This window comes from Cupriavidus sp. C3SS-1, from assembly GCF_057073755.1.
Map to the genome: position 1 here is coordinate 1,540,798 of NZ_CP172700.1, position 25,906 is coordinate 1,566,703.

27 protein-coding genes are annotated in these 25,906 nt (G+C 67.4%); 11 read left to right on the forward strand and 16 right to left on the reverse strand.

Annotated elements, in window-relative coordinates:
* The first annotated feature begins 3 nt into the window (after nucleotides 1-3).
* Nucleotides 4-552 (forward strand): acyloxyacyl hydrolase, encoded by a 549-nt coding sequence (locus ACIGJC_RS23160; protein ID WP_483711751.1) that lies wholly within the window; start codon nucleotides 4-6, stop codon nucleotides 550-552.
* Here ACIGJC_RS23160 and ACIGJC_RS23165 read toward each other — a convergent pair.
* Both ACIGJC_RS23165 and ACIGJC_RS23170 read right to left on the reverse strand, forming a co-directional pair.
* Nucleotides 540-1,421, reverse strand: coding sequence for a helix-turn-helix domain-containing protein (locus ACIGJC_RS23165; protein WP_483711752.1), 882 nt, complete (start codon nucleotides 1,419-1,421; stop codon nucleotides 540-542). The two genes, ACIGJC_RS23160 and ACIGJC_RS23165, sit on opposite strands and share 13 nt — an antisense overlap.
* A 168-nt stretch (nucleotides 1,422-1,589) precedes the next feature.
* Nucleotides 1,590-1,787, reverse strand: coding sequence for a hypothetical protein (locus tag ACIGJC_RS23170; protein WP_483711753.1), 198 nt, complete (start codon nucleotides 1,785-1,787; stop codon nucleotides 1,590-1,592).
* A 197-nt stretch (nucleotides 1,788-1,984) separates the two neighbouring features.
* Here ACIGJC_RS23170 and ACIGJC_RS23175 point away from each other — a divergent pair, with 197 nt between their 5' ends.
* The 3 genes from ACIGJC_RS23175 to ACIGJC_RS23185 all read left to right on the forward strand — a co-directional run bounded on the left by ACIGJC_RS23175 (nucleotide 1,985) and on the right by ACIGJC_RS23185 (nucleotide 4,892).
* Entirely contained in the window at nucleotides 1,985-3,298 is a 1,314-nt protein-coding gene (locus ACIGJC_RS23175; RefSeq protein WP_483711754.1) for a hemolysin family protein, read from the forward strand.
* Nucleotides 3,299-3,316: 18 nt separating this feature from the next.
* A complete protein-coding gene (locus tag ACIGJC_RS23180) occupies nucleotides 3,317-4,639 on the forward strand; it encodes an EAL domain-containing protein (protein ID WP_483711755.1) in 1,323 nt (440 codons plus the stop codon).
* A 121-nt stretch (nucleotides 4,640-4,760) separates the two neighbouring features.
* The gene (locus tag ACIGJC_RS23185) at nucleotides 4,761-4,892 is read left to right on the forward strand and encodes an entericidin A/B family lipoprotein (RefSeq protein WP_483714360.1); all 132 of its coding nucleotides are present in this window, start codon (nucleotides 4,761-4,763) and stop codon (nucleotides 4,890-4,892) included.
* A gap of 97 nt (nucleotides 4,893-4,989) precedes the next feature.
* Here ACIGJC_RS23185 and eda read toward each other — a convergent pair whose 3' ends face one another.
* From eda to ACIGJC_RS23200, 3 genes are all read right to left on the reverse strand, one after another.
* Nucleotides 4,990-5,631: a bifunctional 4-hydroxy-2-oxoglutarate aldolase/2-dehydro-3-deoxy-phosphogluconate aldolase gene (gene eda, locus ACIGJC_RS23190; protein ID WP_483711756.1), complete on the reverse strand. Its 642-nt coding sequence runs from the start codon at nucleotides 5,629-5,631 to the stop codon at nucleotides 4,990-4,992.
* 61 nt (nucleotides 5,632-5,692) lie between these two features.
* Nucleotides 5,693-6,628 (reverse strand): sugar kinase, encoded by a 936-nt coding sequence (locus ACIGJC_RS23195; protein ID WP_483711757.1) that lies wholly within the window; start codon nucleotides 6,626-6,628, stop codon nucleotides 5,693-5,695.
* Between the two features lie 12 nt (nucleotides 6,629-6,640).
* Nucleotides 6,641-7,909, reverse strand: coding sequence for an amino acid deaminase (locus ACIGJC_RS23200; RefSeq protein ID WP_483711758.1), 1,269 nt, complete (start codon nucleotides 7,907-7,909; stop codon nucleotides 6,641-6,643).
* A gap of 172 nt (nucleotides 7,910-8,081) precedes the next feature.
* Here ACIGJC_RS23200 and ACIGJC_RS23205 point away from each other — a divergent pair, with 172 nt between their 5' ends.
* The 5 genes from ACIGJC_RS23205 (at nucleotide 8,082) to ACIGJC_RS23225 (ending at nucleotide 13,689) form a co-directional block, all read left to right on the forward strand.
* Nucleotides 8,082-9,002: a MurR/RpiR family transcriptional regulator gene (locus ACIGJC_RS23205; RefSeq protein WP_483711759.1), complete on the forward strand. Its 921-nt coding sequence runs from the start codon at nucleotides 8,082-8,084 to the stop codon at nucleotides 9,000-9,002.
* A gap of 4 nt (nucleotides 9,003-9,006) precedes the next feature.
* Nucleotides 9,007-10,470 (forward strand): N-acyl-D-amino-acid deacylase family protein, encoded by a 1,464-nt coding sequence (locus ACIGJC_RS23210; RefSeq protein ID WP_483711760.1) that lies wholly within the window; start codon nucleotides 9,007-9,009, stop codon nucleotides 10,468-10,470.
* A 37-nt stretch (nucleotides 10,471-10,507) separates the two neighbouring features.
* Nucleotides 10,508-10,900 carry a RidA family protein gene (locus tag ACIGJC_RS23215; RefSeq protein ID WP_483711761.1) on the forward strand — a complete coding sequence of 131 codons (393 nt, stop codon included), beginning with the start codon at nucleotides 10,508-10,510 and terminating at the stop codon, nucleotides 10,898-10,900.
* A gap of 128 nt (nucleotides 10,901-11,028) precedes the next feature.
* On the forward strand, nucleotides 11,029-12,390 hold the full coding sequence (locus ACIGJC_RS23220; RefSeq protein WP_483711762.1) for a GntP family permease: 1,362 nt from the start codon (nucleotides 11,029-11,031) through the stop codon (nucleotides 12,388-12,390).
* A gap of 123 nt (nucleotides 12,391-12,513) precedes the next feature.
* Nucleotides 12,514-13,689, forward strand: a complete 1,176-nt coding sequence (locus ACIGJC_RS23225; protein ID WP_483711763.1) for an ABC transporter substrate-binding protein — start codon at nucleotides 12,514-12,516, stop codon at nucleotides 13,687-13,689.
* A gap of 36 nt (nucleotides 13,690-13,725) precedes the next feature.
* On the opposite strand, the gene ACIGJC_RS23230 is transcribed toward ACIGJC_RS23225, so the two are convergent.
* From ACIGJC_RS23230 to ACIGJC_RS23280, 11 genes are all read right to left on the reverse strand, one after another.
* Nucleotides 13,726-14,682, reverse strand: coding sequence for a phosphatidate cytidylyltransferase (locus tag ACIGJC_RS23230; protein WP_483711764.1), 957 nt, complete (start codon nucleotides 14,680-14,682; stop codon nucleotides 13,726-13,728).
* Between the two features lie 4 nt (nucleotides 14,683-14,686).
* Nucleotides 14,687-15,322: a lysophospholipid acyltransferase family protein gene (locus ACIGJC_RS23235; RefSeq protein ID WP_483711765.1), complete on the reverse strand. Its 636-nt coding sequence runs from the start codon at nucleotides 15,320-15,322 to the stop codon at nucleotides 14,687-14,689.
* 7 nt (nucleotides 15,323-15,329) lie between these two features.
* The gene (locus tag ACIGJC_RS23240; protein ID WP_483711766.1) at nucleotides 15,330-15,785 is read right to left on the reverse strand and encodes a hypothetical protein; all 456 of its coding nucleotides are present in this window, start codon (nucleotides 15,783-15,785) and stop codon (nucleotides 15,330-15,332) included.
* The gene (locus ACIGJC_RS23245) at nucleotides 15,775-17,175 is read right to left on the reverse strand and encodes a phosphatase PAP2/dual specificity phosphatase family protein (RefSeq protein WP_483711767.1); all 1,401 of its coding nucleotides are present in this window, start codon (nucleotides 17,173-17,175) and stop codon (nucleotides 15,775-15,777) included. Before ACIGJC_RS23245 ends, ACIGJC_RS23240 begins: the two co-directional genes overlap by 11 nt.
* Nucleotides 17,175-18,950, reverse strand: a complete 1,776-nt coding sequence (locus ACIGJC_RS23250; RefSeq protein WP_483711768.1) for a bifunctional alpha/beta hydrolase/class I SAM-dependent methyltransferase — start codon at nucleotides 18,948-18,950, stop codon at nucleotides 17,175-17,177. The genes ACIGJC_RS23245 and ACIGJC_RS23250 overlap by 1 nt, the downstream gene beginning before the upstream one ends.
* 18 nt (nucleotides 18,951-18,968) lie before the next feature.
* Nucleotides 18,969-19,598: a CDP-alcohol phosphatidyltransferase family protein gene (locus tag ACIGJC_RS23255; RefSeq protein WP_483711769.1), complete on the reverse strand. Its 630-nt coding sequence runs from the start codon at nucleotides 19,596-19,598 to the stop codon at nucleotides 18,969-18,971.
* Nucleotides 19,599-19,763: 165 nt separating this feature from the next.
* Nucleotides 19,764-20,465, reverse strand: coding sequence for an ABC transporter ATP-binding protein (locus ACIGJC_RS23260; RefSeq protein WP_483711770.1), 702 nt, complete (start codon nucleotides 20,463-20,465; stop codon nucleotides 19,764-19,766).
* The gene (locus ACIGJC_RS23265; RefSeq protein ID WP_483711771.1) at nucleotides 20,458-21,210 is read right to left on the reverse strand and encodes an ABC transporter ATP-binding protein; all 753 of its coding nucleotides are present in this window, start codon (nucleotides 21,208-21,210) and stop codon (nucleotides 20,458-20,460) included. The genes ACIGJC_RS23260 and ACIGJC_RS23265 overlap by 8 nt, the downstream gene beginning before the upstream one ends.
* Nucleotides 21,207-22,262 carry a branched-chain amino acid ABC transporter permease gene (locus ACIGJC_RS23270; protein WP_483711772.1) on the reverse strand — a complete coding sequence of 352 codons (1,056 nt, stop codon included), beginning with the start codon at nucleotides 22,260-22,262 and terminating at the stop codon, nucleotides 21,207-21,209. Before ACIGJC_RS23270 ends, ACIGJC_RS23265 begins: the two co-directional genes overlap by 4 nt.
* Nucleotides 22,259-23,122 carry a branched-chain amino acid ABC transporter permease gene (locus ACIGJC_RS23275; RefSeq protein WP_483711773.1) on the reverse strand — a complete coding sequence of 288 codons (864 nt, stop codon included), beginning with the start codon at nucleotides 23,120-23,122 and terminating at the stop codon, nucleotides 22,259-22,261. The genes ACIGJC_RS23270 and ACIGJC_RS23275 overlap by 4 nt, the downstream gene beginning before the upstream one ends.
* A 55-nt stretch (nucleotides 23,123-23,177) precedes the next feature.
* Nucleotides 23,178-23,339 carry a hypothetical protein gene (locus tag ACIGJC_RS23280; protein ID WP_483714522.1) on the reverse strand — a complete coding sequence of 54 codons (162 nt, stop codon included), beginning with the start codon at nucleotides 23,337-23,339 and terminating at the stop codon, nucleotides 23,178-23,180.
* A 265-nt stretch (nucleotides 23,340-23,604) separates the two neighbouring features.
* On the opposite strand from ACIGJC_RS23280, the gene ACIGJC_RS23285 reads away from it, so the two are divergent.
* Together ACIGJC_RS23285 and ACIGJC_RS23290 are read left to right on the forward strand one after the other, a co-directional pair.
* Nucleotides 23,605-24,528: an aldo/keto reductase gene (locus ACIGJC_RS23285; protein WP_483711774.1), complete on the forward strand. Its 924-nt coding sequence runs from the start codon at nucleotides 23,605-23,607 to the stop codon at nucleotides 24,526-24,528.
* Nucleotides 24,529-24,531: 3 nt separating this feature from the next.
* Nucleotides 24,532-25,905 (forward strand): NTP/NDP exchange transporter, encoded by a 1,374-nt coding sequence (locus ACIGJC_RS23290; protein ID WP_483711775.1) that lies wholly within the window; start codon nucleotides 24,532-24,534, stop codon nucleotides 25,903-25,905.
* The last annotated feature ends 1 nt before the right edge of the window (nucleotide 25,906 follow it).

Genomic DNA, 25,906 nt, shown 5'->3' on the forward strand with positions numbered 1-25,906 from the left:
TGTTTGAGGCGGGCGGCCCTGATCGCGGCCGTCTCGGGCATAGCCCTGGGGAGCGGCCTGGCCCAGGCGGCCCCACCGATCCCTGCGGTCCAGATCGGCTATGGCGTCGATACCAACCATGACGTCCAGAAAATCGAAGCCGCCTTCCAGTGGGACTCCGGCTTTGCCTGGGGCAACCCGCAAGGCCTGCTGGCCGACGTGCTCTGGGAGGTCAATGTCGCGCGCTGGCATAGCACCAGCAGCAACAACCCCCGCAACCCGTGGGAGTTCGGCTTCTCGCCCGTGGCCAGGCTGCAGTGGAAGCGCTATAGCTGGGTGCCGTTCCTGGAACTGTCGCTTGGCGTGCGCCTGTTGACCGAGACCCGAACTTCCGACGATCACGTGTACTCCACCGCCTTCCAGTTCTCGGAATACGCAGGTGTCGGCGTGGCGTTCGGCAAGGCGCAGCAGTTCGCGGTCGGCTACCGCTACCAGCACATCTCGAATGCCGGGATCAAGGAGCCCAACCCTGGCACCAGCTTCAGCACGGTGTACCTGCGCTACCGCTTCTGACGCCGCGGAGGCGAATCGTGCGCCAGCGTCTCGAACACCTCGCGCGTGGCCTCGTCGGCCGGAAAAAAACACTCGATGCGCATTTCCTGCAGCGTGACGTCCTGCGGAATGCCAAGCGTCGTGATGGTGGAAAACAACGAGGCGCGGAACGCTCCGGCACACAGCGTGACCGGCAGCACTGGCGGTGGCGGTCCCTCGGCCGCGTCCTCATCAGGCAGCAGCGCACCGGCCGGGCTCACCATGTCCGGATGCCAGGCTGCGATGCGCGCGAAGGTTTCGCGCGCGGACTGGTCATTCGCCTGGACCTGGAGCTCCTGCCAGACCCGCCGCAGCAGGTAGCGGCCTACCTGCCGGGCGTTCTCGATCGCCGGCCACAAGCCCTGCGGATCGAACACGGTCAGCATCAGGTTGATGCGCTCGCCGCCCTCCTCCAGCGCCGCAGGCACTCGGCCGTCGAGCAGCACATCGAACATGCGGCGATAGGCCGGGTTCGCGTCGACCAGGTTCCAGAAGCGGTCGAGCACCACGGCCGGGAACGGCTCCTGCTTCGCAAGAATCAGCGAAATGGCCTGCTGGACCATCTGCAGAGGCGCAGAGGCGAGCGCGTGTTCGCTATATCCCGGAGCAAAACCGCCCGCCAGCAACATGCGGTTGCGCTGGCGCAGCGGCACGCCGAGCCGTTCGGCCAGCGCCAGCACCATCGCGCGGCTAGGCCTGGAGCGGCCGGACTCGAGGAAACTGATGTGGCGCTGCGACACCCCCGCCGCCAGCGAAAGTGCAAGCTGGCTATAGCCGCGCCTGCCGCGCCAGTATCGCAGCAGGCCGGGAAAATCGAGGGCGGTTTCGGAACCGGGCGTGAGCGTCTCCATGTGACGTATTACAGCATGAGACACGTTGCCCGGCGACTACCTTGAAGGTAATCAGCAAGATTCACGGACGCCCGATGCCAATGCGGAACAACCTCATCAGCCGACACCATGGATCCGGCGGCATGTTCGTGGCGCCCCAGCGCCCGAGCGCAGGGGGACAACCGCGCGTCAGCAGTTGCCCTTCTTGGCTTGCCCCGGAGGACAGAAGCTCTGGTTACCGTACTGATCCACCCTGCAGTTTCCCTTCTTGGCCTGGCCAGGCGGGCAGCCACCGTGCCCGGCACCGTAACCGTCGTCGTATGGCGCGACCACACAGCCGGCCAGCAATGCCGTGCTCGCCAATAGCAGCGCAAGTCCTCGGAACATTATGTTTTTCCTTTTGTGGAGATTATTGTCAGACAGAGGATAACGGACCGGCTTGCTTGCGCCAGTAACAAATCGCAAATAGCCACGATCTTTGCCACACCTGCATGGGCGCAGTCCACATCACCCCGAGACAGGTTGTAACAGGCGAATGGTATGCTAGACCTTTTGATTCCCGCGCGCGAAGGGCGCGCCCCCTGATGGAAATTGCCATACTGCTGGCGCTGATTCTGCTCAACGGTCTGTTCGCCATGTCCGAAATCGCGCTGGTCACCGCCCGCAAGGCGCGTCTGCAGCGCCGGATTGAAGAAGGCGACCGCGGAGCGATCGAGGCTGTCAAGCTTGGCGAAGACCCGACCCGCTTCCTGTCCACCGTCCAGATCGGCATTACGTCGATTGGCGTGCTCAACGGCGTGGTGGGCGAATCCACGCTGGCGCAGCCGCTGGGCGTATGGTTGCAGGGCTTCGGGCTGACACAGCCCACTGCGGGCTACGTGGCAACGGCCATCGTCGTGGCTGGCCTGACCTATTTCTCGATCGTGCTGGGTGAACTGGTGCCCAAGCGCCTGGGACAGCTGGCCCCCGAGGCCATCGCCCGGCTGGCGGCACGGCCGATTGCCTGGCTCGCCGTGGCAAGCACGCCGTTCGTCAAGCTGCTGTCCGGGTCGACACGCCTGGTCTTGCGTGCGCTTGGCGTCAATACCAATCGCGGCCCGGGCGTGACCGAGGAAGAAATCCATGCACTGCTGGTCGAGGGCTCGGAGGCCGGCGTCATCGAGCATCACGAGCACACCATGGTGCGCAATGTGTTCCGCCTCGACGACCGCCAGCTGGCTTCGCTGATGGTGCCGCGCGGGGACGTGGTGTACCTGGACGTCGAAGTGCCGCTGGAAGACAACCTCAAGCGCATCGAGGAATCGGACCATTCCCGCTTTCCGGTCGTGCGCGGCGGCATGCACGACATCGTTGGCGTGGTGAGTGCGCGCCAGTTGCTGGCCCGCCGCCTGCGCGGCGAGGAAGCCGACCTGATGACCGTGGTGCAGCCGGCGGTCTTCGTGCCCGAGAGCGTCACGGGCATGGAACTGCTGGAGAACTTCCGCGGCTCCGGTGGCCAGATTGCGTTCGTGATCGACGAGTACGGCGAGGTGCTCGGGCTGGTCACGCTGCAGGACCTGATCGAAGCCATCACCGGCGAATTCAAGCCCGATAGCGTGGACGAGGAATGGGCGATCCAGCGTGAAGACGGCTCCTGGCTGCTCGATGGCCTGATCCCCATCCCCGAACTGAAGGACCGCATCGGCTTGCGCCAGGTGCCCGAGGAAGAGAAAGAGCGCTACCACACGCTCTCCGGGATGCTCCTGCTGCTGCTCGGCCGGTTGCCGCAAACCGCGGACAGCGTCCAGTGGCAAGACTGGCGCTTTGAAATCCTGGACATGGACGGCAAGCGCATCGACAAGGTCCTGGCCTCGCGCGTGCCGCCGTCCGAAGGCCCCGAAGAGGAAACCACCGGCTGACGCCGGCATATTGACCGCATGCGCCAAGACGACGCCGACAACAGCGCCGGTCAACGTGCCGGCAATGCGTACGACATGGTCCAGCCGGCCGCATTCGTGGCTGCGCTGGCGGATTGCCGCGCATCTTCCGGCGGCGCGCAACTAGTCATTCTCGCCATTCGACTGGATCGCTTTGCCAGCGCGTGCGAATCGCTCGGGCCCAAAGGGGCGGCCCGGCTGCGCCAGCTCGTGCTGGCGCGACTGACGCGCTGGCTTCATCCCCAAGCCCGCGTGTACTGGCTGGGTTCGGCCGATCTTGCCGTGCTTACCTTGCTGCCGGCCTCAACGCCGGACCCGGTCCGATTGGGACAGCGCCTGGCCGATGAACTGGCCCGCCCTTTCACGCTCGACGGCGCCGAGCCGTTCCTGTCCTGCAGCGTTGGCGTGTCGCTCAACCACCCCGACGTAGCCGCCGAACGCAGCCTGCAGCATGCCATCGACGCCATGCTGCGGATCTGCCGCCAGGGGGGAGACGGGCTGGCCAGCGCCGCGCGGGCCGGGCCGCCCGCGGAGGATCAGGTGCTCACCGCCTTGCCGCACGCGCTGGAACGCGGCGAACTGGGCCTGCACCTGCAGCCCCGCGCCGATTTCGAGGGCGCACGGATCAGCGGTTACTCGGTGCGGCTGCGCTGGCGCCATCCCGCACTCGGCAGGGTCGCGCCGCAGGACTTCCTGCCAGCGCTGGATAGTCTCGGGCTGATGGGACCGGTGGGCAACTGGCTGCTTCGCAGCCTGGCGCCGCTGGCCCGCGCGGCGGCGGATATTGGCCCGCTGCAGTTCACCTTGCTGGCCTCCAGTGCGCAACTGCATCAACTGGACATGGTCGATGCGCTTGCGCGCACGCTCGATACCGGGGCCATCGCACCGCAACGGCTTTGCATCGAAGTGCCATCCACGAACGTGCCGGATGACGCGGAACTGATCGGCCGGTTCGAAGCGCTGCGCCGGCGCGGCCTGCAACTTGCGCTCGGCGACTTCAACGACCGCCCGGAAAGCCTTGAGACCTTTGGCCGGCTGCGGCCAGACCGTGTCACGCTCGATGTGCGCAGCCTCGGCCACGCCCACCAGCCCGCCAATGCAGCGGCGGGCTTGCATGCTGCCTGCACCCTGGCGCGCAAGGCAGGCGCCATGGTTTGCGCCAAGGGCGTGGAAACGCGCAAGCAACTGGAACAGGTGCACGGCTGGGGTTGCCACAGCGTCCAGGGCTATTTGCTCGCCCAGCCGTTTCCTGCCAACTGGCTGGCACAGACACACTGGGCCATCCAGCAGCGCGCCCGGGAATTGCTGGGGCCGGCCGCGTGATGCGCGTAATGCGCGACGCGGCCGGGTACGATTTACAAATTGCCACACATCAATGTGATGCCAAGCGGCACCGGCGGGTAAAATCTGCCCGGAAATGTCCATGAACTCAAAGGAGCCCGGCGTGAAAAAAGGTTGGATCTGGTGCGTACTGTTCGCGACCTTGCTGGCTGGCTGCAATACCATGGCCGGACTCGGCCAGGATCTCCAGCGCGGCGGCCAGAAACTGGAAGGCGCGGCAGACAGCCACAAGTAAGAGGCCAAGGCCTTTTGGAAAGGCTCGGCGCAAAGGACAAAACGGCACGCAATGCGTGCCGTTTTGCTTTCATGCCGGAAGCTGTGGTGTCCGAATCTCAGGGCAGCCGCAGCGACGCGGCGTGTTCGGCCAGCTTGCGGATGCGGTCCCAGTCGCCGGCGGCGACGGCGTCCTTGGGCACCACCCAGGAACCGCCCACGCACGCCACGTTCGGCAAGGCGAGGTAGCTCGGCGCCAGCGCCGCGTCAATGCCGCCTGTCGGGCAGAAACGCAGTTGCGACAGCGGCCCGTACAGCGACTTGAGCATCGGCACGCCGCCCGCGGCCTGCGCCGGGAAGAACTTCAGGAAGGTGAAGCCGGCTTCCAGCGCGGCCATCGCCTCGCTGGCCGTGGCCACGCCGGGGAGCAGCGAAATGCCGGCTCCCTGCGCCCCTGCCGCCAGCGCGGGCGTCAGGCCAGGCGACACGGCAAACTGCGCGCCGGCATCGCGCACTGCATGGAGCTGCTCCACGGTCAGTACCGTGCCGGCACCCACGCACGCACCCGGGATCTTCGCCGCCACGGCACGCATGGCGTCCATGGCCACCGGCGTGCGCAGCGTGATTTCAAGCAGCGGCAGCCCGCCGGCCACCAGCGCTTCGCTGACGTGCAGGGCCTCGTCTACGGAGCCGAACTCCAGTACAGGAATGACCGGCACATTGGCCAGCCGCGCGAGCAGCGGGGAAGGTTGAACTTGCATGGCAGTCTGGATGGTTGCAGAGAAGAAAGAATATCCGTGGATCAGTCGATCCATGCATCAATCAGGCAATCACGGACACCGACTGCGCCAGCCTGGCTAGCACGGTTTCCGCGGATGGAATCGGCGCCACTGCGCCATAGCCCGTGGTGGACAGCGCGGCAGCCGCGTTGGCAAAGCGGGCAGCCTCGAACGGATCGGCACCCGCTGCAAGCCGCGCAATGAAGCTGCCGCCAAAGCAATCGCCGGCCCCGGTGGCATCGACCGGCTTGACGGCAAACGGCTCCACCAGCGTGCGTGATTCGGTCGTGGCCACGTAGGCCCCCTCTTCGCCGAGCTTGAGCGCCACCAGGCCAACGCCGCAGCCGAGCAGGTAGTCGACGATGGCGTCGCGGTCATCGAGACCGGTCAGCACGGTGATGTCGTCCCAGCTCGGCAGGCACACGTCCGTGAGCGAGAACGCCTCGCGCATGATGCCGCGCGCCCGCGCCAGCGACCACAGGCGCAGCCGCAGGTTGGTATCGAGCGACACCTTCACGCCGGCCTTGCGCGCATGCTCCATCGCGGCCAGTCCCGCATCGCAGGCGCTGGTGCTGATGGCCAGGCTGATGCCAGACAGGTGCAGGAATCTGGCCTGCGCGATCGCGGCCAGCGGCAGCTGTTCGTGATGGTAACGGGCCGCGGCGGAACCCTCGCGCAGGTAGTCGAAGCGGTGGCCATGGCTGTCATGGCTGACGAAATACACGCCGGTCGGCGCAACCGGGTCCACCCGGACGTAACGCGTGTCCACGCGCTCGTGCGTCCACAGCGCCATCAGGCGTTCGCCGAAGCTGTCGGCACCCACCGCCGTGATGTAGCCCGTGGTCGCCCCCTGCCGGGCGGCAGCAATGCAGAAGTTCGAAGTGTCGCCGCCAAAGCCCTGCAGGTAGCGGGTCGGATCGTCGGGCTGCTGGTTGAACTCCACCAGCGGCTCGCCATAGGCCAGGATATCGATGCTCATGGCGCGCTCGCCTCAGAAGAAGGTCTGGACAATGTCGATGACGCGCATGTCGCCGTTCAGCACGGGAATATGGCGCCACTTGTCGAAAGTCAGGCACGGGTGCGAGATGTCGAAGGCGATCATGTCGCCGACCCGGATATCGTCGCCCGCGCGGATCTGCAGGTATGCGTGCTGGTCCATCATGCCCGTGACTTCCCAGTGCGCGGGCACGGCCACCGGCGCGGCGCTGCCCGGGCGGTAGATCACCGCCGGAATCGGCATGCCGGCATCGAACGCGGCGTCGCGCTTGCCCATGCCGATAATGGCCCGGTCGGGCTCGGGCACCGATTGCACATAGGCCCACAGTTGCAGCGCGGGCAGCAGGCCTTCGCGCATTTTCTGCGCCACCGGGTTGCTTGCCAGGATGCGTTCCTGCGCAGCCTTGTAGACGCCCACGTCGTGGGTCAGGTAGCAGCCGGGGCGCAGCACCACCTCGATCGGCGTGCCGATATCGGTGCGGGCAAATTCTTCCGCCACCACGTCGTACCAGGCCGAGCCGGCTCCCGACATCACCACCGGGCTGCGGCCAAAGCGGCCCTGCTGCGCAATCTCGCGCGTGACCGCCACGGTGCGCTGCAGGAAGCGGCGGATCTCCGCCTCCTCCTTCAGCACGCCTTCATAGATCTCCACGCCCGCCAGCGACAGCGCGTCCGGCCAGCGCGCCAGCGCCGCCAGCACGTCGGCCTGCTGCGCGGCGTCGCGCACGCCGGTGCGTCCGCCCTCCACGCCCAGCTCCAGCAGCACCTGCAGCGTCTGGCCGCGTTCGCGGAAATATGCGCCGAGCTGGTCCACCAGGTCAGCCGAATCGACCAGCGAGAAAAACTCGAAGCCAGGATCGCGCAACAGGTCGGCAATGATCTCCATGTTGCGGCGGCCCACCAGCTGATTGGCCATCAGCACGCGGCGCACGCCGTGGGCATGGGCCGCGGCGGTCTGGTGCGCCGTCGCCAGCGTAATGCCCCAGGCGCCCGCCCCAAGCTGGCGCGCAAACAGCTTGGGCGCCATGGTCGTCTTGCCATGCGGTGCAAGCTGCACACCGTATTCATCCATGAAGCGGCGCATCCATTGCAGGTTATGAGACAGGCGCTCCTCGTAAAGCACCGCCGCAGGAAGGCTTAGCTCTTCCTGCAGCAGGCCCCAGCCGGTCTGGCCGGCGTCTTCGGGCGCAAGCGGGGCCTCCAGCCGGCCCAGCGCCTTGTTGAGCGGATCGATCGTGCCGGCTTGGTACTTTGTTTCACGCATGCCTGTCATCACCCTGAAAAAATCTGATTGACGTAATGATATCCCTGAAATTACGATATTTCATCCTTGTTATAAAGTAACACACCGTTCCCGGATGGCGAGCCTGGTGGCTCGCAACCGGACGGGCACTATCAGTTATAGCCCTTCGCCGGCCCCAAGACCTTTCCGAGCCATGACCGCGCCCTTCGACATCCTGACCCGCATTGCCGAGCGCGGCCCCGCGTTGCGGCTGGCCGAGCAGAAAGTGGCGCAAATCGTGCTGGAAGACCTTGCCGGCGCGGCGGCGGCCAGCATCAACGAGCTGGCGCGCAAGGCCGGCGTGAGCGAAGCCAGCGTAACCCGCTTTGCCAAGGCGATCGGCTGTCGCGATGTGCGCGACCTCAAGCTGCGGCTGGCCCAGGCTACCGCGGTCGGCATGCGTTTCCTGCAGCCTGATGGCGCGCCGGCGCCGGCCGACACCCCCGCCACCCTGGCCGACCGCATCCATGCCGACGTGCTGGGCGCGCTCGAAGTCAACCGCAAGCTGATCGATGCCGACCGCATCGATCAGGCCGCGCGCCTGTTGCTGGGCGCACGCATGGTCTACGCTTTTGGCATGGGCGGCGGCTCGTCCTTCATGGCCGACGAGGCGCGCCACCGCCTGGCGCGGCTTGGCCAGCCGGTGGCCAGCTACCAGGATGCGCTGCTGCAGAAGATGGTGGCGGCAACGCTCGGCCGCGACGACGTGGTGCTTGCGTTTTCCGCCAGCGGCAGCGTCCCGGAAATGCTGGCGAGCTGCGATATCGCGCGCGAGTACGGCGCCACGCTGGTGGCCGTGACCGCGCTGGGCTCGCCGCTGGCCGCGCGTGCGGACGTGCTGCTGCCCGTGCGAACGCTGGAGACCGATTTCATCTTCAAGCCGTCGGCCTCGCGCTACGCGATGCTGCTGGTGCTGGACGTGCTGGCCACGCAGTGCGCGCTGCTGCAGCCGGACCAGAGCAAGGAACGGCTGCGCCGCCTGAAATACGTGCTCGACGCTCACCGCGGCCCCGGCGGCGAGCGCGGCCAGGACACAGGCGCCGGCCCGGACGGCCGCCAGCCGCTGGGAGACTGAACCTATGCCACACCTGTTCGACACCCTGATCCGCTGCGTCACGCTGCTCGACGGCTCGGGGGCCGCGGCCCGCATGGCCGACGTGGCCCTGCGCGACGGCCTGATTGCGCGCATCGACGAGGCCGGCGCCATCGAGCCCGACACCGCCGCGCACGTGGTCGAAGGCCACGGCCTGGTCCTGTCGCCCGGCTTTATCGACGTGCACACGCATGACGACACCAACGTGGTCCGCCAGCCCGAGATGACGCCCAAGCTGTCGCAAGGCGTGACCACGGTGATCGTCGGCAACTGCGGCATCAGCGCGGCACCGGTGGTGCTGTCGGGCGATCCGCCCGATCCGATGAACCTGCTCGGGCATGCCGACGCCTTCCGCTATCCGGACTTCCGCTCGTATGTGGAAGCCGTAGATGCCGCGCGGCCGGCCGTCAACGTCGCGGCACTGGTCGGCCATACCGCGCTGCGCAGCAACCAGATGGACAAGCTGGACCGCGCCGCCACGCCCGCCGAAATTGCCGCCATGCGCGCACAGCTGGAAGAAGCCCTGCAGCATGGCGCGCTGGGCCTGTCCACCGGGCTGGCCTATGCCAACGCCTTCTCGGCGACCACGGAGGAAGTGCTGGCCCTGGCCGAGCCGCTCGCCAATGCCGGCGCGCTCTACGCCACGCACCTGCGCAGCGAGTTTGCCGAGATCCTCGACGCAATGGACGAAGCGTTCCGCATTGGCCGCCATGCGCGCGTGCCGGTGGTGATCTCGCACCTGAAATGCGCCGGCGTGCCCAACTGGGGCCGCAGCTCGGAAGTTCTTGGCGCGCTGGACGCCGCCCAGCGCTGGCAGCCCGTGGGCTGCGACTGCTACCCCTACACCGCGAGTTCGTCGACGCTGGACCTGAAGCAGGTGACCAGCGATTTCGACATCATGGTGACGTGGTCCGAAGGCGCGCCGGAAATGGGCGGCCGCCTGCTGGCCGATATCGCGGCCGAATGGCAGGTCGACCTGCACGAGGCCGCGCGCCGCCTGATGCCGGCCGGCGCCGTCTACCACTGCATGGAGGACGCCGACGTCGACCGCATCCTGAGCCATCCGGCCACCGTGGTGGGCTCCGACGGCCTGCCCAACGACCCGCTGCCGCATCCGCGCCTGTGGGGCGCGTTCCCGCGCGTGCTTGGCCACTATGCGCGCGACCGCGAACTGTTCCCGCTCGCGGTGGCCGTCAACAAGATGAGCGGCATGTCCGCCGAGCGCTTCGGCCTGACCGGCCGCGGCTTCGTGCGCGAAGGCTACTGGGCCGACCTGGTGCTGTTCGACGCCAACACGATCCGCGACGCGGCCAGCTTTACCGATCCGATGCAACCGGCCGAAGGCATTGCCGCGGTCTGGGTGAACGGCGAGCTGTCCTGGCAGCAGCGCCAGCCCACCGGCGTGCGCGCCGGCCGGTTCCTGCCGCGCGGCTCCCGGCCGGCGGTTTGATCTCCCCTTTTTTGTTTCACCGATTTCAGGAGTTTTCATGGATATCAAGCGATTTGGCGTAGAAGGCGGCACCGGCCAGGGCGGCCAGCATATGCCGTTTGCCCGTGCGGTGGCGGCCGACGGCTGGCTCTATGTTTCCGGCCAGGTGCCGATGGTCAATGGCGAACTGATCGACGGCGGCATCATTGCGCAGACCCACCAGGCCATCAAGAACGTGCTGGCCATCCTGGCCGAGGCCGGCTACGGCCCCGAGCACGTGGTGCGTTGCGGCGTCTGGCTGGACGACGCGCGCGACTTCGCCGCGTTCAACAAGATCTTCAAGGAATACTTCGGCGCCAACCCGCCCGCCCGGGCCTGCGTGCAGTCCAGCATGGTGGTGGATTGCAAGGTCGAAGTGGACTGCATCGCGTACAAGAAGCCGGCGGCCTGAGCCGATCGCCCGCTGATTGCCCGCTGATTGCCTGATTGCGTTTTCCCCGCCCGCAATCCGGGCGGGACATGAACTGAACTACAAATACTGCCGCCACAAGCGGCCATTTTCCACACAAAGGAGACAACATGGGTGCCGTCACCGGAACCACACTGTTGGTGTACGCGCTGATCGCAGTGATCGCCCTGGTCATACTGATCGCGCGCTTCAAGCTGAATCCCTTCATCACCCTGGTTGTCGTCTCTGTCCTGCTCGGCTTCGCCGTCGGCATGCCGATGGGCGACATCATCAAGTCGTTCGAAGCCGGCGTGGGCGGCACGCTGGGCCATATTGCCCTGGTGATCGGCCTGGGCACCATGCTCGGCAAGATGATGGCCGAGTCCGGCGGCGCCGAACGCATCGCGCGCACGCTGATTGACTTCTTCGGCGAGAAGAACGTCCACTGGGCAATGGTGACCATCGCCTTTATCGTCGGTTTGCCGGTTTTCTTCGAGGTCGGCTTTGTGCTGCTGATCCCGATTGCCTTCAACGTGGCCAAGCGCACCGGCACGTCGATGGTGCTGGTCGGCATCCCGATGGTGGCCGGCCTGTCCGTCGTGCACGGCCTGATCCCGCCGCACCCCGCTGCCCTCCTGGCCGTAACGGCATACGGCGCGGATATCGGCAAGACCATCATGTACGCGCTGATCGTGGGGGTCCCGACCGCGGCCATTGCCGGCCCGCTGTTCGCCAAGCTGATGGACCGCTACGTCAAGCTGCCCGACGTCAATCCGCTGGCCGCGCAGTTCACCGAGGAAGACGAAGGCGTCAAGGCTTCGCACCAGTTGCCCGGCTTCGGCATTACGGTGTTCACCATCCTGCTGCCCGTGATCCTGATGCTGATCGGCAGCTGGGCCGACCTGTTCACCACGCCCAAGACTTTCGCCAACGACTTCCTCAAGCTGATCGGCAACTCGGTCATGGCGCTGCTGATCGCCGCGCTGGTGAGCTTCTACACCTTCGGCAAGGCACGCGGCTTCAACCGCGAGGCGATCCTTAAGTTCACCAACGAGTGCGTGGCGCCTACGGCCATCATCACGCTGGTGGTTGGCGCGGGTGGTGGCTTCGGCCGCATCCTGCGCGACTCGGGCGTGTCCAATGCAATCGTCGACGTGGCCACCAACGCCCACGTTTCCGTGCTGCTGCTGGGCTGGCTGGTGGCCGTCATGATCCGGATCGCCACCGGTTCGGCCACCGTCGCCATGACCACCGCCGCCGGCATCGTCGCACCCATCGCGGCCAGCGTGCCGGGCACCCGACCCGAACTGCTGGTGCTGACCACCGGCGCCGGCTCGCTGATCCTGTCGCACGTGAACGATGGCGGCTTCTGGCTGGTCAAGGAGTACTTCAACATGACCGTGACCCAGACCTTCAAGACCTGGTCGGTCTGCGAAACGCTGATCTCGGTCATCGCCCTGCTGCTGACGCTGGCGCTCGCCACCGTCGTCTGAACCGCCTGAATCGGGCCAGGGCACCCGTATCAATCGGGATTGCCTTGGCCCGGGCACCCTCCTACACTGCCTCCTCGATGCGGCCGCAAGTGCCGCACACGCCCTGATTCGAGGAGAGAATCCATGAGCTTCCCGCTATTGCAGCGCGCCATTGCGGCCTGCGGCGCCGTCGCCCTGCTGTCGGCCCCGGCCCTTGCCGCCGAGCCGGTCAGGATCGGCCTGATCGCCCCCTTCTCAGGCAGCTTCGCCGACTACGGCAAGCAGATGGAAGCCGGCGTGAAGGCCTACCAGTCGCTCCATGGCGATACCGTGGCGGGCCGCAAGGTGCAGGTCATCATGAAGGACACCACGGGCCCGGTGCCCGACGTCGCCAAGCGTCTCGCACAGGAACTGGTGGTGCGCGACAAGGTCGACATCCTGGCCGGTTTCGGCCTGACGCCGGAAGCCCTGGCGGTGGCGCCCGTCGCCGAACAGGCAAGGAAGGCGATGGTGATCTTCAATGCGGCGTCGTCCGTCATCACCACCAAGTCGAACTACATTGCGCGCGTGTCGATGACGCTGCCGCAGATCTCCGCGCCGATGGCAAAGTGGGCCGTGAAGAACAATGTGCGCAAGGTGGTCACGCTGGTAGCCGACTATGCGCCGGGCATCGATGCGGAAACCGCGTTCAAGACCAACTTCATCGGCGGCGGCGGGCAGGTCGTGGAATCGATCCGCGTGCCGCTGCGCAACCCGGAGTTCGCGCCGTTCATCCAGCGCATCAAGGACGCCAGGCCCGAGGCGGTCTTCCTGTTCCTGCCGGCCGGCGAACAGGGCGTGGCCTTCATGAAGGGCTTTCGCGAGCGCGGGCTGGCGGAGGCCGGCATCCGCGTGATCGCCACCGGCGACCTGACCGACGACCACGTGCTGCCCGCCATGGGCGATTCGACGCTCGGCGTCATCACCTCGTTCCACTATTCGATGGCGCACGACTCGCGCGAGAACAAGGCGTTCCTGAGCGCCTATTCCGCTGCCAATCCCGGCGCGGGCCGCCCGAATTTCATGACCGTCGCGGCCTATGACGGCATGGCCGCCATCTACGAGGCACTGAAGAAAACCAGCGGCGCGGCCGATGGCGACAAGATCATCGGCGCGCTCAAGGGCATGAAGATCATGAGCCCGCGCGGGCCGATCCTGATCGATCCGGCCACGCGCGACGTCGTCCAGACCGTCTACATCCGCAAGGTGGAGAAGCGCGGCAGCGAGCTGTACAACATCGAGTTCGACAAGTTCGCCGACGTCAAGGACTCGGGAAAGTAAACCCCTCGCCGCCCCATGGTCCCACCTTCGCGCCGCTCAGGGCACCCACCAGTAGCGCGTGACATGGAAGAACACCGGGGCGGCGAACACCACCGAGTCCAGGCGGTCGAGCATGCCACCGTGGCCTTCGATCATGTGGCCCCAGTCCTTGATGCCGCGGTCGCGCTTGATCGCCGACATGACCAGGCCGCCGAGGAAGCCCATCAGCGCGATGACCAGCGCGATTGCGCCGGCCGTCAGCGGCGAGCCGTATGGCGTGATCCACCACAGCGAGGCCCCCAGCGCCGTCGCGCTGGCCACGCCACCGACAAAGCCTTCGACCGTCTTCGACGGCGACAGCAGCGGTGCGATCTTGCGCTTGCCGAGCAGCTTGCCCCAGACGTACTGGAGCACGTCGCTGCCCTGCACCACGATGACGAGGAACGCGATCAGCAGCAGGTTGCGATCCTCGTAGCCCGGAATCGGCAGCGTGAGCAGCGCGGGGACGTGCGAGATGCAGAACACGCAGATCATCACCGCCCACTGCACGCCCGCGCACCGTTCGAGAAAGCGCGTCGTCTCCGATGACAGCGCCGAGAGGATCGGCAGGATCAGGAAGGCATAGACCGGGATGAAGATCGAGAACAGCCCGTACCAGCCGGTATAGACCAGCAGGTACTGTCCCGGCAGGAAGACGAAGAATGCGGCCACCATGGCCCGATGGTCGCCGCGCCGGGTCGTCGTGATCGTGATGAATTCGCGCAGCGCGTAGAACGACAACAAGCCGAAGAGTACGATGATCGCCGTGCGCCCCATGGCGAAGGCAATGCCGAGGATCGCCACCATCCACCACCACGCCGAGACCCGTGCCGCAAGGTTGTCGATCACCGTATGAGGCGCGCCGCCCGCCACGCGCCAGCGCAGCAGCGCGGTCACCAGCGAGGCCAGCAGCAATACGCACAGCACCCCGCCAAACAGCATGCGGGTGTCGTGGATAACCTGGATATTGGACATGGTCTTACTCCAGCACCGGTGCCAGCGCGAGCAGTTGCTGCCGGCAGCGGGACAGGAACGATTCTTTCGGTTCTTCGGGCTGCAGCCGCAGCGGCGCGCCAAAGGTCACGGTGCATAGCAGCGGCACGGGGATGATCTCGCCCTTCGGCATCACGCGGTTGAGGTTGTCGATCCATACCGGCACGAACTCGATGTCCGGGCATGCCCTGGCCAGGTGGAACACGCCGCTCTTGAACGGCAGGAGGCGGTCGTCGGTGGTGTTGCGCGTGCCCTCGGGAAACAGGATCAGCGAGGCGCCCGCGCGTAGCGCCTGCTCCATCTGCGCCACCGGGTCGGGGCCGGCGCCATCGCGCCCGCCGGTGCGGTCGATCAGCAGGGCACGGAAGACATCGCGCCCGATAAAGCGCCGCACCGGCGAGGCTTCCCAGTAGTCCGCGCCTGCCACGGGCCGGGTCACCGCACGCAGGTCCGGCGGCAGGCAGCCCCAGATCAGCACGAAGTCACCATGGCTGCTGTGGTTGGCAAAATAGACCCGCTGCACGGCTGCGGGCAGGCAGCCGTTCCAGCGCGCCTGCATGCCGGTCAGCATCTGTGCAAACAGGATGATGGCGCGTGCCACCAGTCGTGAAAGCCACGTCATGGCGAAGTCATCTCAATAGCAACAAAAGAAGCGCGAGCAGCAACTGGGTCGCCGCCAGTGCGCCGGCGAACTTCAGGAAACGCAGCGTCGCGCGCGAGCGCTCCGCCAGCGAGCGGCCCGCGCGTCCAGGCGCCTGCCAGCCGAGGGCGGACAGTGCCTGGTCGAGCGCGCCCAGTTCGGCGGTGTCGGCCGCGACGGCAAGCGCCTCGAACAGGCGGCGGTCCAGCTCGATACGGACCAGCAGCCAGAGTTGCCCGGCACCCATGAGCGCCACCACCAGCCCGAGGATCAGGTAGACCAGCGCGGCGGGCGCGAACAGACCGGCAAGCAGCAGGTTGGCCATCGCCAGGACCAGCCCGGCGCCATTCAGCCGGGCGGCGGCGTGCATGGCGGCAGCGGTGATACGCGCCACCCAGGCCGCTGTACCGGGATCGGGCTCGGGACGGGAATCTTCAGACAGCATGGTCGGCTCCTTGCGAGTCGGAAACCTGGGGGCCGGCTACGGTGGTTTGCAGGAAGCGCGTCAAGGCCGCCGCGCTCTGCGGGCCCAGCACCACTGCGGGCCGGCGTTGGCGCAACAGGGCCAGCACCTGCTGCGCATCACGCAGCTGCGCATGCGCGCCCAGCCATGCGGCAGCCACCAGCGCGCTGCGCGAGTAGCCAAGCGCGCAACTGACCAGCACCGTGCGCCCTGCCTGCCGCCAGGCCTCGATGGTCTCGACGCCGGCATGCAATTGCGCCTGCGATGGCACGGTCAGGTCCAGCACCGGCACGCAGCGGTACAAGACGCCTGTCACCAGCCGAGGCAATTCCGCCGTCAGGTCGAGCACGGCATCGGCGCCCGATTCGCGCAGCTCTGCCTCACCGGGCAGGCGGCCGATCCAGACGCCGTCGGTCAACCGGCTGACGGCGGGCTCGCGCCTTGTCCACCAGCGCGAGTTGGCGAAGGCCCCGAGCACATAGGGCCACAGTACCCACCAGGCCGACATCGGGAGCGTGCCATCGACGCGCTTCTGGAATGCTCCCGGCCTGCCGGCACGGTAAATCACGGCCACGCAGCCCAGCGCAATGGCCGCCCACGCCAGCATGAAAGCAGCCACAACCGACACGCTCAAGGCCGCGACGGCGGTGAGCCCCGGCAGCATCGCAGCCATCCCGTAGCGGCGCGCAAGCCGGGCATCCGGTGAGCCGGCAGTCTCTGCCGGCTCAAGCGGAAACGCAAATACGCATAACCACCCGACCAGCCAGCCAGTCGGGACATCGATGAAATGGTGCTGGTAGGTCGTCAGCACCGACGCACCGATCAGCGCAAACCACAGGTGCATCAGCCAGCGCCAGCCGCCCCGCAGGTGCGCGGCGTAGGCCACCCAAAGAATCACGAGCAGGCTGATATGCAGCGACGGCGCCTGGTTGAACGGCTTGTCAAATCCGCCGAGCAGCGTGAACAGCTGCCCCGGCAGCCCGTCCGCTTCGGGACGTGCAAAGGCGAAGCGCAGTGGAAATACGATAAAGCAGGCCACCGAGACAAGCTGCGCCGCCAGCAGCCGCTTCACGTGGGTCAGCAGGTCCGCGCGCGTCGACCAGAGGAAGAACGAGAGTCCGTAGAGCAGGTCGATCGACCAGTACGGCACGATGCTCCACGGCACGAACGGAATCCCGCGTTCCCAGCCGAAGTGGAAGTACGGCACGTCCGCATGCTGGCTGGCCAGCCAGTTGGCCAGGCCGTAGCTGGAGAAGAACAGCACACCCATGCCGGCGAGCAAACCCACGGCCAGGCCCCAGGGCCGGCCCGGCGCGGGCGCCGGACTCCGATCCTGCGCCGCGGGGCCAAGGTGTGCGCCGTCGCCCCGCATCAGCGCCCCTCGCCCTTCCTTCGCGCCAGGCTGACCGTGAAGATGCCCCACGGGTCGATGCGCTGGGCGAGCTTTTCGAAGCCGGCGTCGCGGACGAGTTCGTCCATCTCGGCCTGCGAGCGACGGCGCATCACCCATGCCGATCCGGCACGGTGGCTGGTCAGCGCCCGCGCAATGAACTCGAGTTGCGGGTGCCACGGCTGGCCCGTATAGACGAGATAGCCACCCGGCCGCACCGCCTGCGCCAGCCCGCGCAGCGAACGCCCGACCATCGCGTTGTCGCCGAACAGCTCATACAGGCCCGATACGATGGCCAGGGTCGGTGCCGGGTCCAGCGCGGCAAGGCTGTCGGCATCGAAGGCATCGCCCTTCTCGAAGCGCGCAATCGGATCAAGCCCTTTGCGGCGGATGAGGCTTCGTCCCTGTTCGATGTTGATATCGCTGTAGTCGCGCAGCAGGATGCTCTCCACCGCATTGCAGTCGATGCTGCCGCGCTGCGACGTCAGCGCCTCCAGCACATAGCGGCCATGGCCCGCCGCGATGTCGACGATGCGCACCGGCGCATCCGCGGCCTGCAGGCGGCGAATGGCCTCGCCGATCAGTTCCTCCACATGCAGCTTGCGCTGCCGGATGCCGCGCCAGCCGATGGCATCCAGGTAGTTGCGGTCCACGAGCTGACCGATGCCGAAGCGGCCCGTCGCCTTGTTGCGGTAGACGTAGTCGAGCGTCGAACCCGAATCGAAGCCGGTCTGGTGGCCCAGCCGGACACCCTCGGAGAGCATGCCGCCCAGGCGCAGGCCGGCGCGCACCGTGCCCCAGTAGATGCCCGCGGGGCTTGCCGCCATCAGCGGCACGGCGAGCCGGTCCGACTCATCCTTGAAGGGCCCGCGGCGGTCGGCCCCAAGCAGCGACACGGGCGCCGAGGGCGTATCGAATTCGCGCACGATGAACTTGCGCGCCGCGGCCACGGCGGATGCCCGGTCGCGCTCGCCGAGCGTATCGTGGTAGAAGCCGTCGAGGACGATGCGCTCCTTCACGCGCGAGCCCAGGCGGTCGAAGAACGCGTCCTGCGGACCGCGATGCACGACCCAGTCCGCCCCGGAAATCAGCAACTGCGTGGGGACGGTGATGGCGCCGGCATCGGCCACGACGCGTTCGCCCGCATCGTAGAGCTCGAGCAGCATGTTGACGGCGATCGGCCGCGTGATCAGCGGATCGGCGTCGTAGCTGGCCACGCGCTGCGGATCATGCGTCAGGAACTTTGCCTTGACGTAGCTGTTGACGAAAAACTTGCCGCGCAGCCGATGCATCAGCTTCAGGCCGGGACGCGCGAATGGTACGTAGAGCTTGACCTTGAACGCCGGCGAGGCGGCGACCAGGCAGCGGATGCGCGGCGCGTAGTCATGCACCCAGGTCGCGGCCAGAACCGCGCCGACGCTCTGGGCGACCACCGCCAGGCGTTCCACGCCAATGCCGTGCGCGGCTTCGATATGGTCGACAAAGGTCTGGATGTCGCGCACCGAACAGGCAAGCCCCGGGCTGTAGCCGCGCTCGCCGGGCGAGCGTCCGTGGCCACGCGCGTCCCAGGCAAAGAAGTCGTGGTCCGGCAGGTTCAGTTCCTCGACGAGGTGCGCGACGCGGCCGGAATGTTCGTGGCCGCGATGGAACAGCAGCACGGCCCCGCGCGGCGTTCCGCTCGCGGCTGGCCAGTGCCGGTAGAACAGTTCCTGCCCGTCATGGGTGGCAAAGCGCGATTCGATCGGGGTACGTTCCACGCGGCGCGTCTCCACAGGTCAGGAAGCCGACTGGCGGGCCTGGCTCTCGCGAGCCTCCTGCACGCCGCGCCGAACGCGGTTGATGATGGTCGCCACGGACAGTAGCGACAGCAGGATCCAGAACCAATGGCCGTATGTCGCCAGGCCCAGGCCGCAGCCGACCCAGAGGCCGAGCGCGCCGAGAACCAGCGCGCGGTCGCTCTTGCCAAGCGGGCCGTCATAGCGCCGGGTGGCGCCTGCCAGCGGACCGACCAGGCCCGCGCACTCGGACACCACGGCCAGGATGGCGAACAGCATGACCTCGCCGCCCGATGACGGCATGGCCCAGGCGAACGGGATGGTCAGCGCCAGGTCCGAAACGATGTCGCCGAGTTCGTTCAGGTACGCGCCCAGCACGCTTTGCTGCCCGTGTTCGCGCGCCAGCATGCCGTCGATCGCGTTCAGCGCCATCCGCGCAAACAGCCACAGCGGCATCAGCAGGAATACGCCGGGCAGCCACGCCAGTCCGCCGGCCAGCGCGCCGACGACCAGCGAGCCGGCCGCTGCCGCCAGCGTCACCTGGTTGGCCGTCACGCCTGCGGCGGCAAGCCGCTCCACGGTGGGCCGCAGCCAGGCCTGGAACTTCGGTTTGATCTGGTAAAGCGTCATATCGGGTCTCGGGATCGGATCTGCTGCCGCGTCACGGTCCTGCGGGGGCGCCGAACGGAACTGGCCGGCACAGATTGCGCAGCATAGCGGCAGTTCGGGTTTCCGCAAACCATCGTGAACGCCCTTGATACATTTGCGCCGGCCGCCCGGCCACCCGCAAGGCCGCTACCCAACGCCCATCAACCGGTCCAGGCGTTCCTTGTCCGCCAGCAGGCCGGTGCTGTCCGACGCATGCGCCACCCTGCCCCGGTCGAGCACCATGGCCCGCCGTGTCATGGCCAGCGCCAGCCGCGCATGCTGCTCGACCACGATCACCGCCATCCCGCCCTGCCCGATCAGCGTGCCGATTACGCGCTGCAGCTCCTGCACGATGATGGGGGCCAGGCCCTCCATCGGTTCATCGAGCAGCAGCAAGGCAGGATTGAGCATCAGCGCGCGCGCAATCGCCAGCATCTGTTGTTCGCCGCCCGACAACTGGTTGCCCAGGTTGCGCCGGCGCTCCTGCAGGCGTGGAAACAGATCGTAGATGCGCGCAAGCGTCCAGTGTCCGGGCCGCGACACGGCACTCAGGTTCTCTTCCACCGTCAGGGACGGGAACACCCATCGCTCCTGCGGTACCCAGCCAATGCCGGCCTGGGCGCGCTGGTGCGGCGGCAGCCGTGCCAGGTCGCGCCCCTGCCAGCGCAGCGTGCCGCGGCGCACGCGCGTGAAGCCCATCAGCGTCGCGAGCAGCGTGGTCTTGCCCACGCCATTGCGGCCCAGCAGCGCCAGGCTGTCCCCGGCATCCAGGGCCAGGTCGATGCCGTCGATGACCACGGCGTCGCCGTAGCCCGCGCTCAGCGCTTCCACCCGCAGCAACTCAGCCATGTGCCGACTCCCCAAGGTAGACCTCTTTCACGCGCGGATCGGCGGCGATTTCGGCCGGCGTGCCTTCGGTGAGCACCTTGCCGCCCACCAGCACCGTGATGCGCTCGGCAAAGCGGAACACCAGGTCCATGTCGTGCTCGATGAACACGATCGTGATCTCGCGCGGCAGCGCGGCGATGACGGCGAACAGCTCGGCGCTTTCCGCTGACGGAATACCCGCCGCGGGTTCATCGAGCAGCAGGATCGATGGCCGCGTGGCCAGTGCCAGTGCGATCTCCAGCAGCCGCTGCTTGCCATACGGCAGGCGGCGCGTCTCGACATCCGCTTCGTTCTCGAGCCTCAGGTTGGCCAGCACCGCCATGGCTTCGTCCACCAGCGCGCGCTGCGACGCCACCGTGCGCGACCACTCGCGCGCCGCGCCGGTGCGCTCGGCCACGGCCAGCACCACCGATTCGAGTACGGTCAACCCCGGGAACAGCGTGTTGATCTGGAAGGTCCGGGTCATGCCCAGGCGCGCGCGCGCATGCTGGGGCAAGCGGGTGATGTCCTGCCCGCCGAGCCAGATGCGCCCGGACGTGGGCGCCAGCGCTCCGGTCAGCAGGTTGATGAAGGTGGTCTTGCCCGCGCCGTTCGGGCCGATCAGCGCATGGCGCGCGCCGGGCGCGAAGCTGAGCGAGATGTCGCTGTTCGCCACGAACCCGCCCCACTGGCGCGACAAGCCTTCGGTCCGCAAGAGCCCGCTCATTGCGCACCGCTTTCGGGCTGCTGCCCCGCGCGCGCGGCCAGCCACGCACGCGCCGCATCGACCGCCCCCATGATGCCTCCCTTCGCGAACAGCACCATCACCACCAGCATCAGGCCGATCCAGAACTGCCAGTACACCGGATTGATGCCGGCGAGCACATCCTGGGCAATCATGAACAGCGCCGCGCCCGCCAACGCGCCATACAAGCGTCCGGCGCCGCCGAGCACCAGCATGACCAGCAGCTCGGCCGAACGTGGAAAACCCAGTACGTCCATGCCGACAAACTGCGTGGTCTGGGCCAGCAGCGCACCGGCCACGCCGGCAATCGCCGCCGACAGCGTGAACACCGCGCGCAGCCGGCGCGGCACGTCCGCACCGAGAGCCGGCATGCGCCGCACGCCTTCGCGCACGCCGCGCAGCGACAGGCCGAACGGCGATTGCGTCAGGCGCCGCAACAGCAGGAACAGCACGAACATCACCGCCAGGCTGTACAGGTAGGCGGTCTTGCCGAACAGGTCGAATTCGAATACCCCGAACAGGTGATCCACGGCCACGCCGGACAAGCCATCCACGCCGCCCGTGACGAAGGCGGCCTTGTTGGCCGCCTCGAACAGCATCAGGCCGATGCCCAGCGTCACCATCAGCCGCGTCAGGTCGCCGCCGCGCACCACCAGGAAGCTGCAGAGCCAGCCGCCCGCGCCCGCCACGGCGGCGGCCGCCAGCAGGCCGCTGAGTGGCTCGCCCCAGCCATGCGCGGCCAGCAGCCCGGCCGTATAGGCACCGAGGCCGAAGAATGCCGCGTGCCCCAGCGAAACGATGCCCGCATAGCCCAGGATCAGGTCCAGCGACAAGGCGAAGAGCCCGGTGATCAGGATCTGGCTGCCGAGGATCAGGTAGTCCGGCAACGCAAAGAAGGCCGACACTGGCAGCAGCCAGAACACGAACTCGGCCGGATGCCAGCGCCCGTCCGGCAATTTGCGCCCGGCGGGCGCCGGGGTGCCGGCCTCGCGCGGGGCAGCGGGTGGCCGCAGTGACCGCATCAGCGTCTTCATGCGCGTCTCCCGTACAGTCCGGCCGGGAACAGGACCAGCAGCAGCACCATCATCGCGTAGATGACGAAGGCGCCGACGGCCGGCACGTAGTACTTGCCGGCCACGTCCGCGACGCCGAGCACCAGCGCCGCGAGCAGCGAACCGCGGATCGACCCGGCACCGCCCACGGCGACCACGAGCAGGAAATACACCATGTACTTGAGCGGGAACGCCGGGTCCAGACCCAGCACGTCCACGCCTAGCCCGCCGCCCAGCCCCGCCAACCCGGAGCCCAGCGCGAAGGTCAGGCTGAACACGCGCCCCACGTTGATGCCGAGGCCGCGCGCGGCCTGCTGGTGATCGACGGCGGCCCGCACTTGCGCGCCAAAACGCGTGCGCGCAACCAGCCAGCCAAGCGCCGCGGTAATCGCCAACACCACGCCAATCAGGAACAGGCGGTATGCGCCGAGTTCCAGTCCACCCACGCGCACCTGGCCGCGCAGCATCTCAGGTAGTTCCACGGGTTGCTGGCCCGGGCCGAACAGGTAAGTAGCGCCGGCCATCGCCATAAAGGTCAGGCCGATGGAAAACAGCACCTGGTCGAGATGGCTGGCCTGGTAGAGGCGGCGATACAGCGTGCGTTCCAGCACCCAGCCCACCGCCGCCGCGCCCGCGAAGGCGGCCGGCAGCGCCAGCAGGAACGGCACGCCGGCACGGTTCATCAGCAGCACGGCCACATAGCCGCCCAGCATGGCAAAGGCGCCATGCGCGAGGTTGACGAAGTTCATCAGCCCCATCGTCACCGACAGGCCGACGCTGATCAGGAACAGCAGGCTGCCGTAGGCCAGGCCGTCAAACAGCACGCCCAGAAGACTTGTCATCGTGGTCGATACCCCGCACAGGGAAGCCAACGTTGAAGGAAAGGACTGGCCATGTTCACGCGGCCAGCGGCCCGAACGGCAGGCCGACATAGTTTTCCGCAAGCATGCGCGACGCCGCCTGCGATGCGCACACATAGGCCAGTTCGGCATGCTGCAGCAGATGGCCAGGCAGCAGCACGGCCGGGCCCGCGCCGGTGATTGCGCCCCGGGTACGCATGTTGCCTGTCTCCCGTTTGATTCTGGGTGAGGGGCCAAACCCGGCCGCGCCTGGCAACGCCTGGCCCCGGCGGGCCATTGCGGGCCATTGCGGGCCATTGCGGGCCATTGCGGCCGACTCCCCTTATCGGCCGGATTGTTCGGGCAGCAGGTAGTTTTTGCAATCCGGCCCCACCCGGAGTGGGGTGCGTACGCAGGCCTGATACTTTACAAGGCAAACCCGGAGGATTATGGTCAGTGAGTGCCTTTTGCGTGGAAATCCATCCATGTCGATCGACCGCCGCTCATTTCTCGCGATAGCCGCCGGGCTGGCCGCCGTGCCCGGTTTTGCGGCCAGCGCCGGCACCGCCGCGGCATCCACGGTAGCGGCGCCGATGCGGCGGACCATCCCCGGCAGCACCGAGGCGCTCCCCGTGATCGGCATGGGCACGGCCGACACCTTCAACGTCGGCACCGGCGCCGATGAGCGCGCGCCGCTTGCCGAAGTCATGGGCCTGTTGCTGCAGAACCAGGGCTCGATCATCGACACCGCGCCGAGCTACGGCAGCGCGGAAACCGTGACGGGCGACCTGCTGCGCAGCGCCGGCGCGCGCGGCAAGGTCTTCCTGGCGACCAAGGTGTCGGCCCCCGCCGGCGCACCGGCCCAGGCGCAGTGGGCGCGTTCGCTGGCCGACCTGCATACCGACAAGGTCGACCTGCTGCAGGTCCACAACCTGATCGACTGGCGCGAGAACCTGCGCTGGCTGCGGCAACTCAAGGAACAGGGAAAGATCCGCTACCTCGGCATCACGCACTATCGCGAGGACGCCCACGAGACGCTCGCGCAGATCGTGCGCAGTGAACGCGTCGACTTCGTGCAGGTCAACTATTCGCTCGCCGAGCGCGGCGCTGAGCGTACGCTGCTGCCGCTGTGCCAGTCGCGCGGCGTGGCGGTGCTGATCAACCGGCCGTTCCAGGACGGCCGCATGTTCCGCGCGGTCAAGGACAGGCCGCTGCCACCGTGGGCCGGGGAAATCGACTGCCACTCCTGGGGCCAGCTCTTCCTGAAGTTCGTGGTCAGCCATCCGGCCGTGACCGCGGCCATTCCCGCCACATCCAAGCCCCGGAACATGGCGGACAATTTGGGCGCCGCGCTCGGACGCATGCCGGATGCCGGCCTGCGCGAGCGTATCGCGGCGTTGCTCGCCTAGCCCATGGACCACCATCCGGGCCAGGCCGCCACCGGGACGCTTGCCCGGCTGCGCCATGGCCTTGGCCTCCACCCCGGCGAAACGGGTGCCGTCGTCGCCGGCTTCCTGTTCTTCTTCTGCCTGTTTGCCAGCTATTTCATGCTGCGCCCGGTGCGCGAGACCATGGGCATTGCCGGCGGCGTCAAGAACCTGCAATGGCTGTTCACGGCTACGTTCGTGGTCATGCTGGCCGCCATTCCGCTCTATGGCGCATGCTGCGCGTGGTTGCCGCGCCGGCGCTTCGTGCCTTGGGTCTATGGCTTCTTCATTGCCAACCTGGTCGGCTTTGCCGTGGCCACGCGCGCGGTGCCGGACAGCGTCTGGCTGGCACGCGTGTTCTATGTCTGGCTGTCGGTCTTCAACCTGTTCGTAGTGTCCGTGGCATGGAGCCTGATGGCCGATGTGTTCCGGCCCGAGCAGGCCCGGCGGCTGTTCGCGCTGCTGGCCGCCGGCGCCAGCGCGGGCGGCCTGGCCGGCCCGGTGATGGGCGGCTGGCTGGTGGTGCATATCGGGCTTACCGGGCTGATGCTGCTGTCCGCTGCCCTGCTGGCCGCCACGCTGCCGGGCGTGGGGTGGCTGTTCGGCTGGCGCCGCCGCGCCGGCGCTGGCGTGGCCAAACCCGGCGACGCCGTGGCCGCGGATCCGGCACACCCTGTCGGCGGCGGACTGTGGGCCGGCCTGTCGCTGGTGATGCGATCGCGCTACCTGCTGGGCATCAGCCTGTTCGTGATCCTGCTGGCCACGGCCAGCACCTTCCTGTATTTCGAGCAGGCACGCCTGGTGGCGGAGTCGTTTCCGGAGCGCGCGCGGCAGACGCAGGTTTTCAGCGCGCTCGACGCCGTCGTGCAGGCGCTGACGATCATCGTCCAACTGTTCTTTTCGGGCCGCGTAGCGCGGCGCTACGGGGTTTCTGCGCTGCTGACGATGGTGCCGCTCGCGGTCGTAGCCGGGTTCCTGATGCTGGCGATGTTACCGACCTTCAGCGTGCTGGCGAGCGTGATGATCCTGCGCCGCGTCGGCGAGTACGCGCTGCTACGGCCAGGCCGGGAAATGCTGTTCACCGTAGTGGACCCGGAAACCAAGTACAAGGCCAAGAACGTCATCGACACCGCGGTGTACCGCGCGGGCGATGCAGTGAGCGCGTGGGTGAAGACAGCGATCGACGCGATCTCCGGCCATGCCGCCACGGTGGCGCTGGCCGGTGCCGCGCTGGCCCTGGCGTGGGCCTTGCTGGGTTGGTGGCTGGGGCGCCGGCATGACCTTCAGCTCGCGCAGACGGGCGCGGGCTCGGCCGGCTCGACCCGCAATGCCACATCGTCGGCCGCCCAGCCGCGTTAAT

What these genes read in the sequence shown, in the direction of transcription:
- ACIGJC_RS23165 (WP_483711752.1), bottom strand. Translation starts at nt 1,421, where the DNA reads ATGGAGACGCTCACGCCCGGTTCCGAAACCGCCCTCGATTTTCCCGGC.
- ACIGJC_RS23170 (WP_483711753.1), bottom strand. Translation starts at nt 1,787, where the DNA reads ATGTTCCGAGGACTTGCGCTGCTATTGGCGAGCACGGCATTGCTGGCC.
- ACIGJC_RS23175 (WP_483711754.1), top strand. Translation starts at nt 1,985, where the DNA reads ATGGAAATTGCCATACTGCTGGCGCTGATTCTGCTCAACGGTCTGTTC.
- ACIGJC_RS23180 (WP_483711755.1), top strand. Translation starts at nt 3,317, where the DNA reads ATGCGCCAAGACGACGCCGACAACAGCGCCGGTCAACGTGCCGGCAAT.
- eda (WP_483711756.1), bottom strand. Translation starts at nt 5,631, where the DNA reads ATGCAAGTTCAACCTTCCCCGCTGCTCGCGCGGCTGGCCAATGTGCCG.
- ACIGJC_RS23195 (WP_483711757.1), bottom strand. Translation starts at nt 6,628, where the DNA reads ATGAGCATCGATATCCTGGCCTATGGCGAGCCGCTGGTGGAGTTCAAC.
- ACIGJC_RS23200 (WP_483711758.1), bottom strand. Translation starts at nt 7,909, where the DNA reads ATGCGTGAAACAAAGTACCAAGCCGGCACGATCGATCCGCTCAACAAG.
- ACIGJC_RS23205 (WP_483711759.1), top strand. Translation starts at nt 8,082, where the DNA reads ATGACCGCGCCCTTCGACATCCTGACCCGCATTGCCGAGCGCGGCCCC.
- ACIGJC_RS23210 (WP_483711760.1), top strand. Translation starts at nt 9,007, where the DNA reads ATGCCACACCTGTTCGACACCCTGATCCGCTGCGTCACGCTGCTCGAC.
- ACIGJC_RS23215 (WP_483711761.1), top strand. Translation starts at nt 10,508, where the DNA reads ATGGATATCAAGCGATTTGGCGTAGAAGGCGGCACCGGCCAGGGCGGC.
- ACIGJC_RS23220 (WP_483711762.1), top strand. Translation starts at nt 11,029, where the DNA reads ATGGGTGCCGTCACCGGAACCACACTGTTGGTGTACGCGCTGATCGCA.
- ACIGJC_RS23225 (WP_483711763.1), top strand. Translation starts at nt 12,514, where the DNA reads ATGAGCTTCCCGCTATTGCAGCGCGCCATTGCGGCCTGCGGCGCCGTC.
- ACIGJC_RS23230 (WP_483711764.1), bottom strand. Translation starts at nt 14,682, where the DNA reads ATGTCCAATATCCAGGTTATCCACGACACCCGCATGCTGTTTGGCGGG.
- ACIGJC_RS23235 (WP_483711765.1), bottom strand. Translation starts at nt 15,322, where the DNA reads ATGACGTGGCTTTCACGACTGGTGGCACGCGCCATCATCCTGTTTGCA.
- ACIGJC_RS23240 (WP_483711766.1), bottom strand. Translation starts at nt 15,785, where the DNA reads ATGCTGTCTGAAGATTCCCGTCCCGAGCCCGATCCCGGTACAGCGGCC.
- ACIGJC_RS23245 (WP_483711767.1), bottom strand. Translation starts at nt 17,175, where the DNA reads ATGCGGGGCGACGGCGCACACCTTGGCCCCGCGGCGCAGGATCGGAGT.
- ACIGJC_RS23255 (WP_483711769.1), bottom strand. Translation starts at nt 19,598, where the DNA reads ATGACGCTTTACCAGATCAAACCGAAGTTCCAGGCCTGGCTGCGGCCC.
- ACIGJC_RS23260 (WP_483711770.1), bottom strand. Translation starts at nt 20,465, where the DNA reads ATGGCTGAGTTGCTGCGGGTGGAAGCGCTGAGCGCGGGCTACGGCGAC.
- ACIGJC_RS23265 (WP_483711771.1), bottom strand. Translation starts at nt 21,210, where the DNA reads ATGAGCGGGCTCTTGCGGACCGAAGGCTTGTCGCGCCAGTGGGGCGGG.
- ACIGJC_RS23270 (WP_483711772.1), bottom strand. Translation starts at nt 22,262, where the DNA reads ATGAAGACGCTGATGCGGTCACTGCGGCCACCCGCTGCCCCGCGCGAG.
- ACIGJC_RS23275 (WP_483711773.1), bottom strand. Translation starts at nt 23,122, where the DNA reads ATGACAAGTCTTCTGGGCGTGCTGTTTGACGGCCTGGCCTACGGCAGC.
- ACIGJC_RS23280 (WP_483714522.1), bottom strand. Translation starts at nt 23,339, where the DNA reads ATGCGTACCCGGGGCGCAATCACCGGCGCGGGCCCGGCCGTGCTGCTG.
- ACIGJC_RS23285 (WP_483711774.1), top strand. Translation starts at nt 23,605, where the DNA reads ATGTCGATCGACCGCCGCTCATTTCTCGCGATAGCCGCCGGGCTGGCC.
- ACIGJC_RS23290 (WP_483711775.1), top strand. Translation starts at nt 24,532, where the DNA reads ATGGACCACCATCCGGGCCAGGCCGCCACCGGGACGCTTGCCCGGCTG.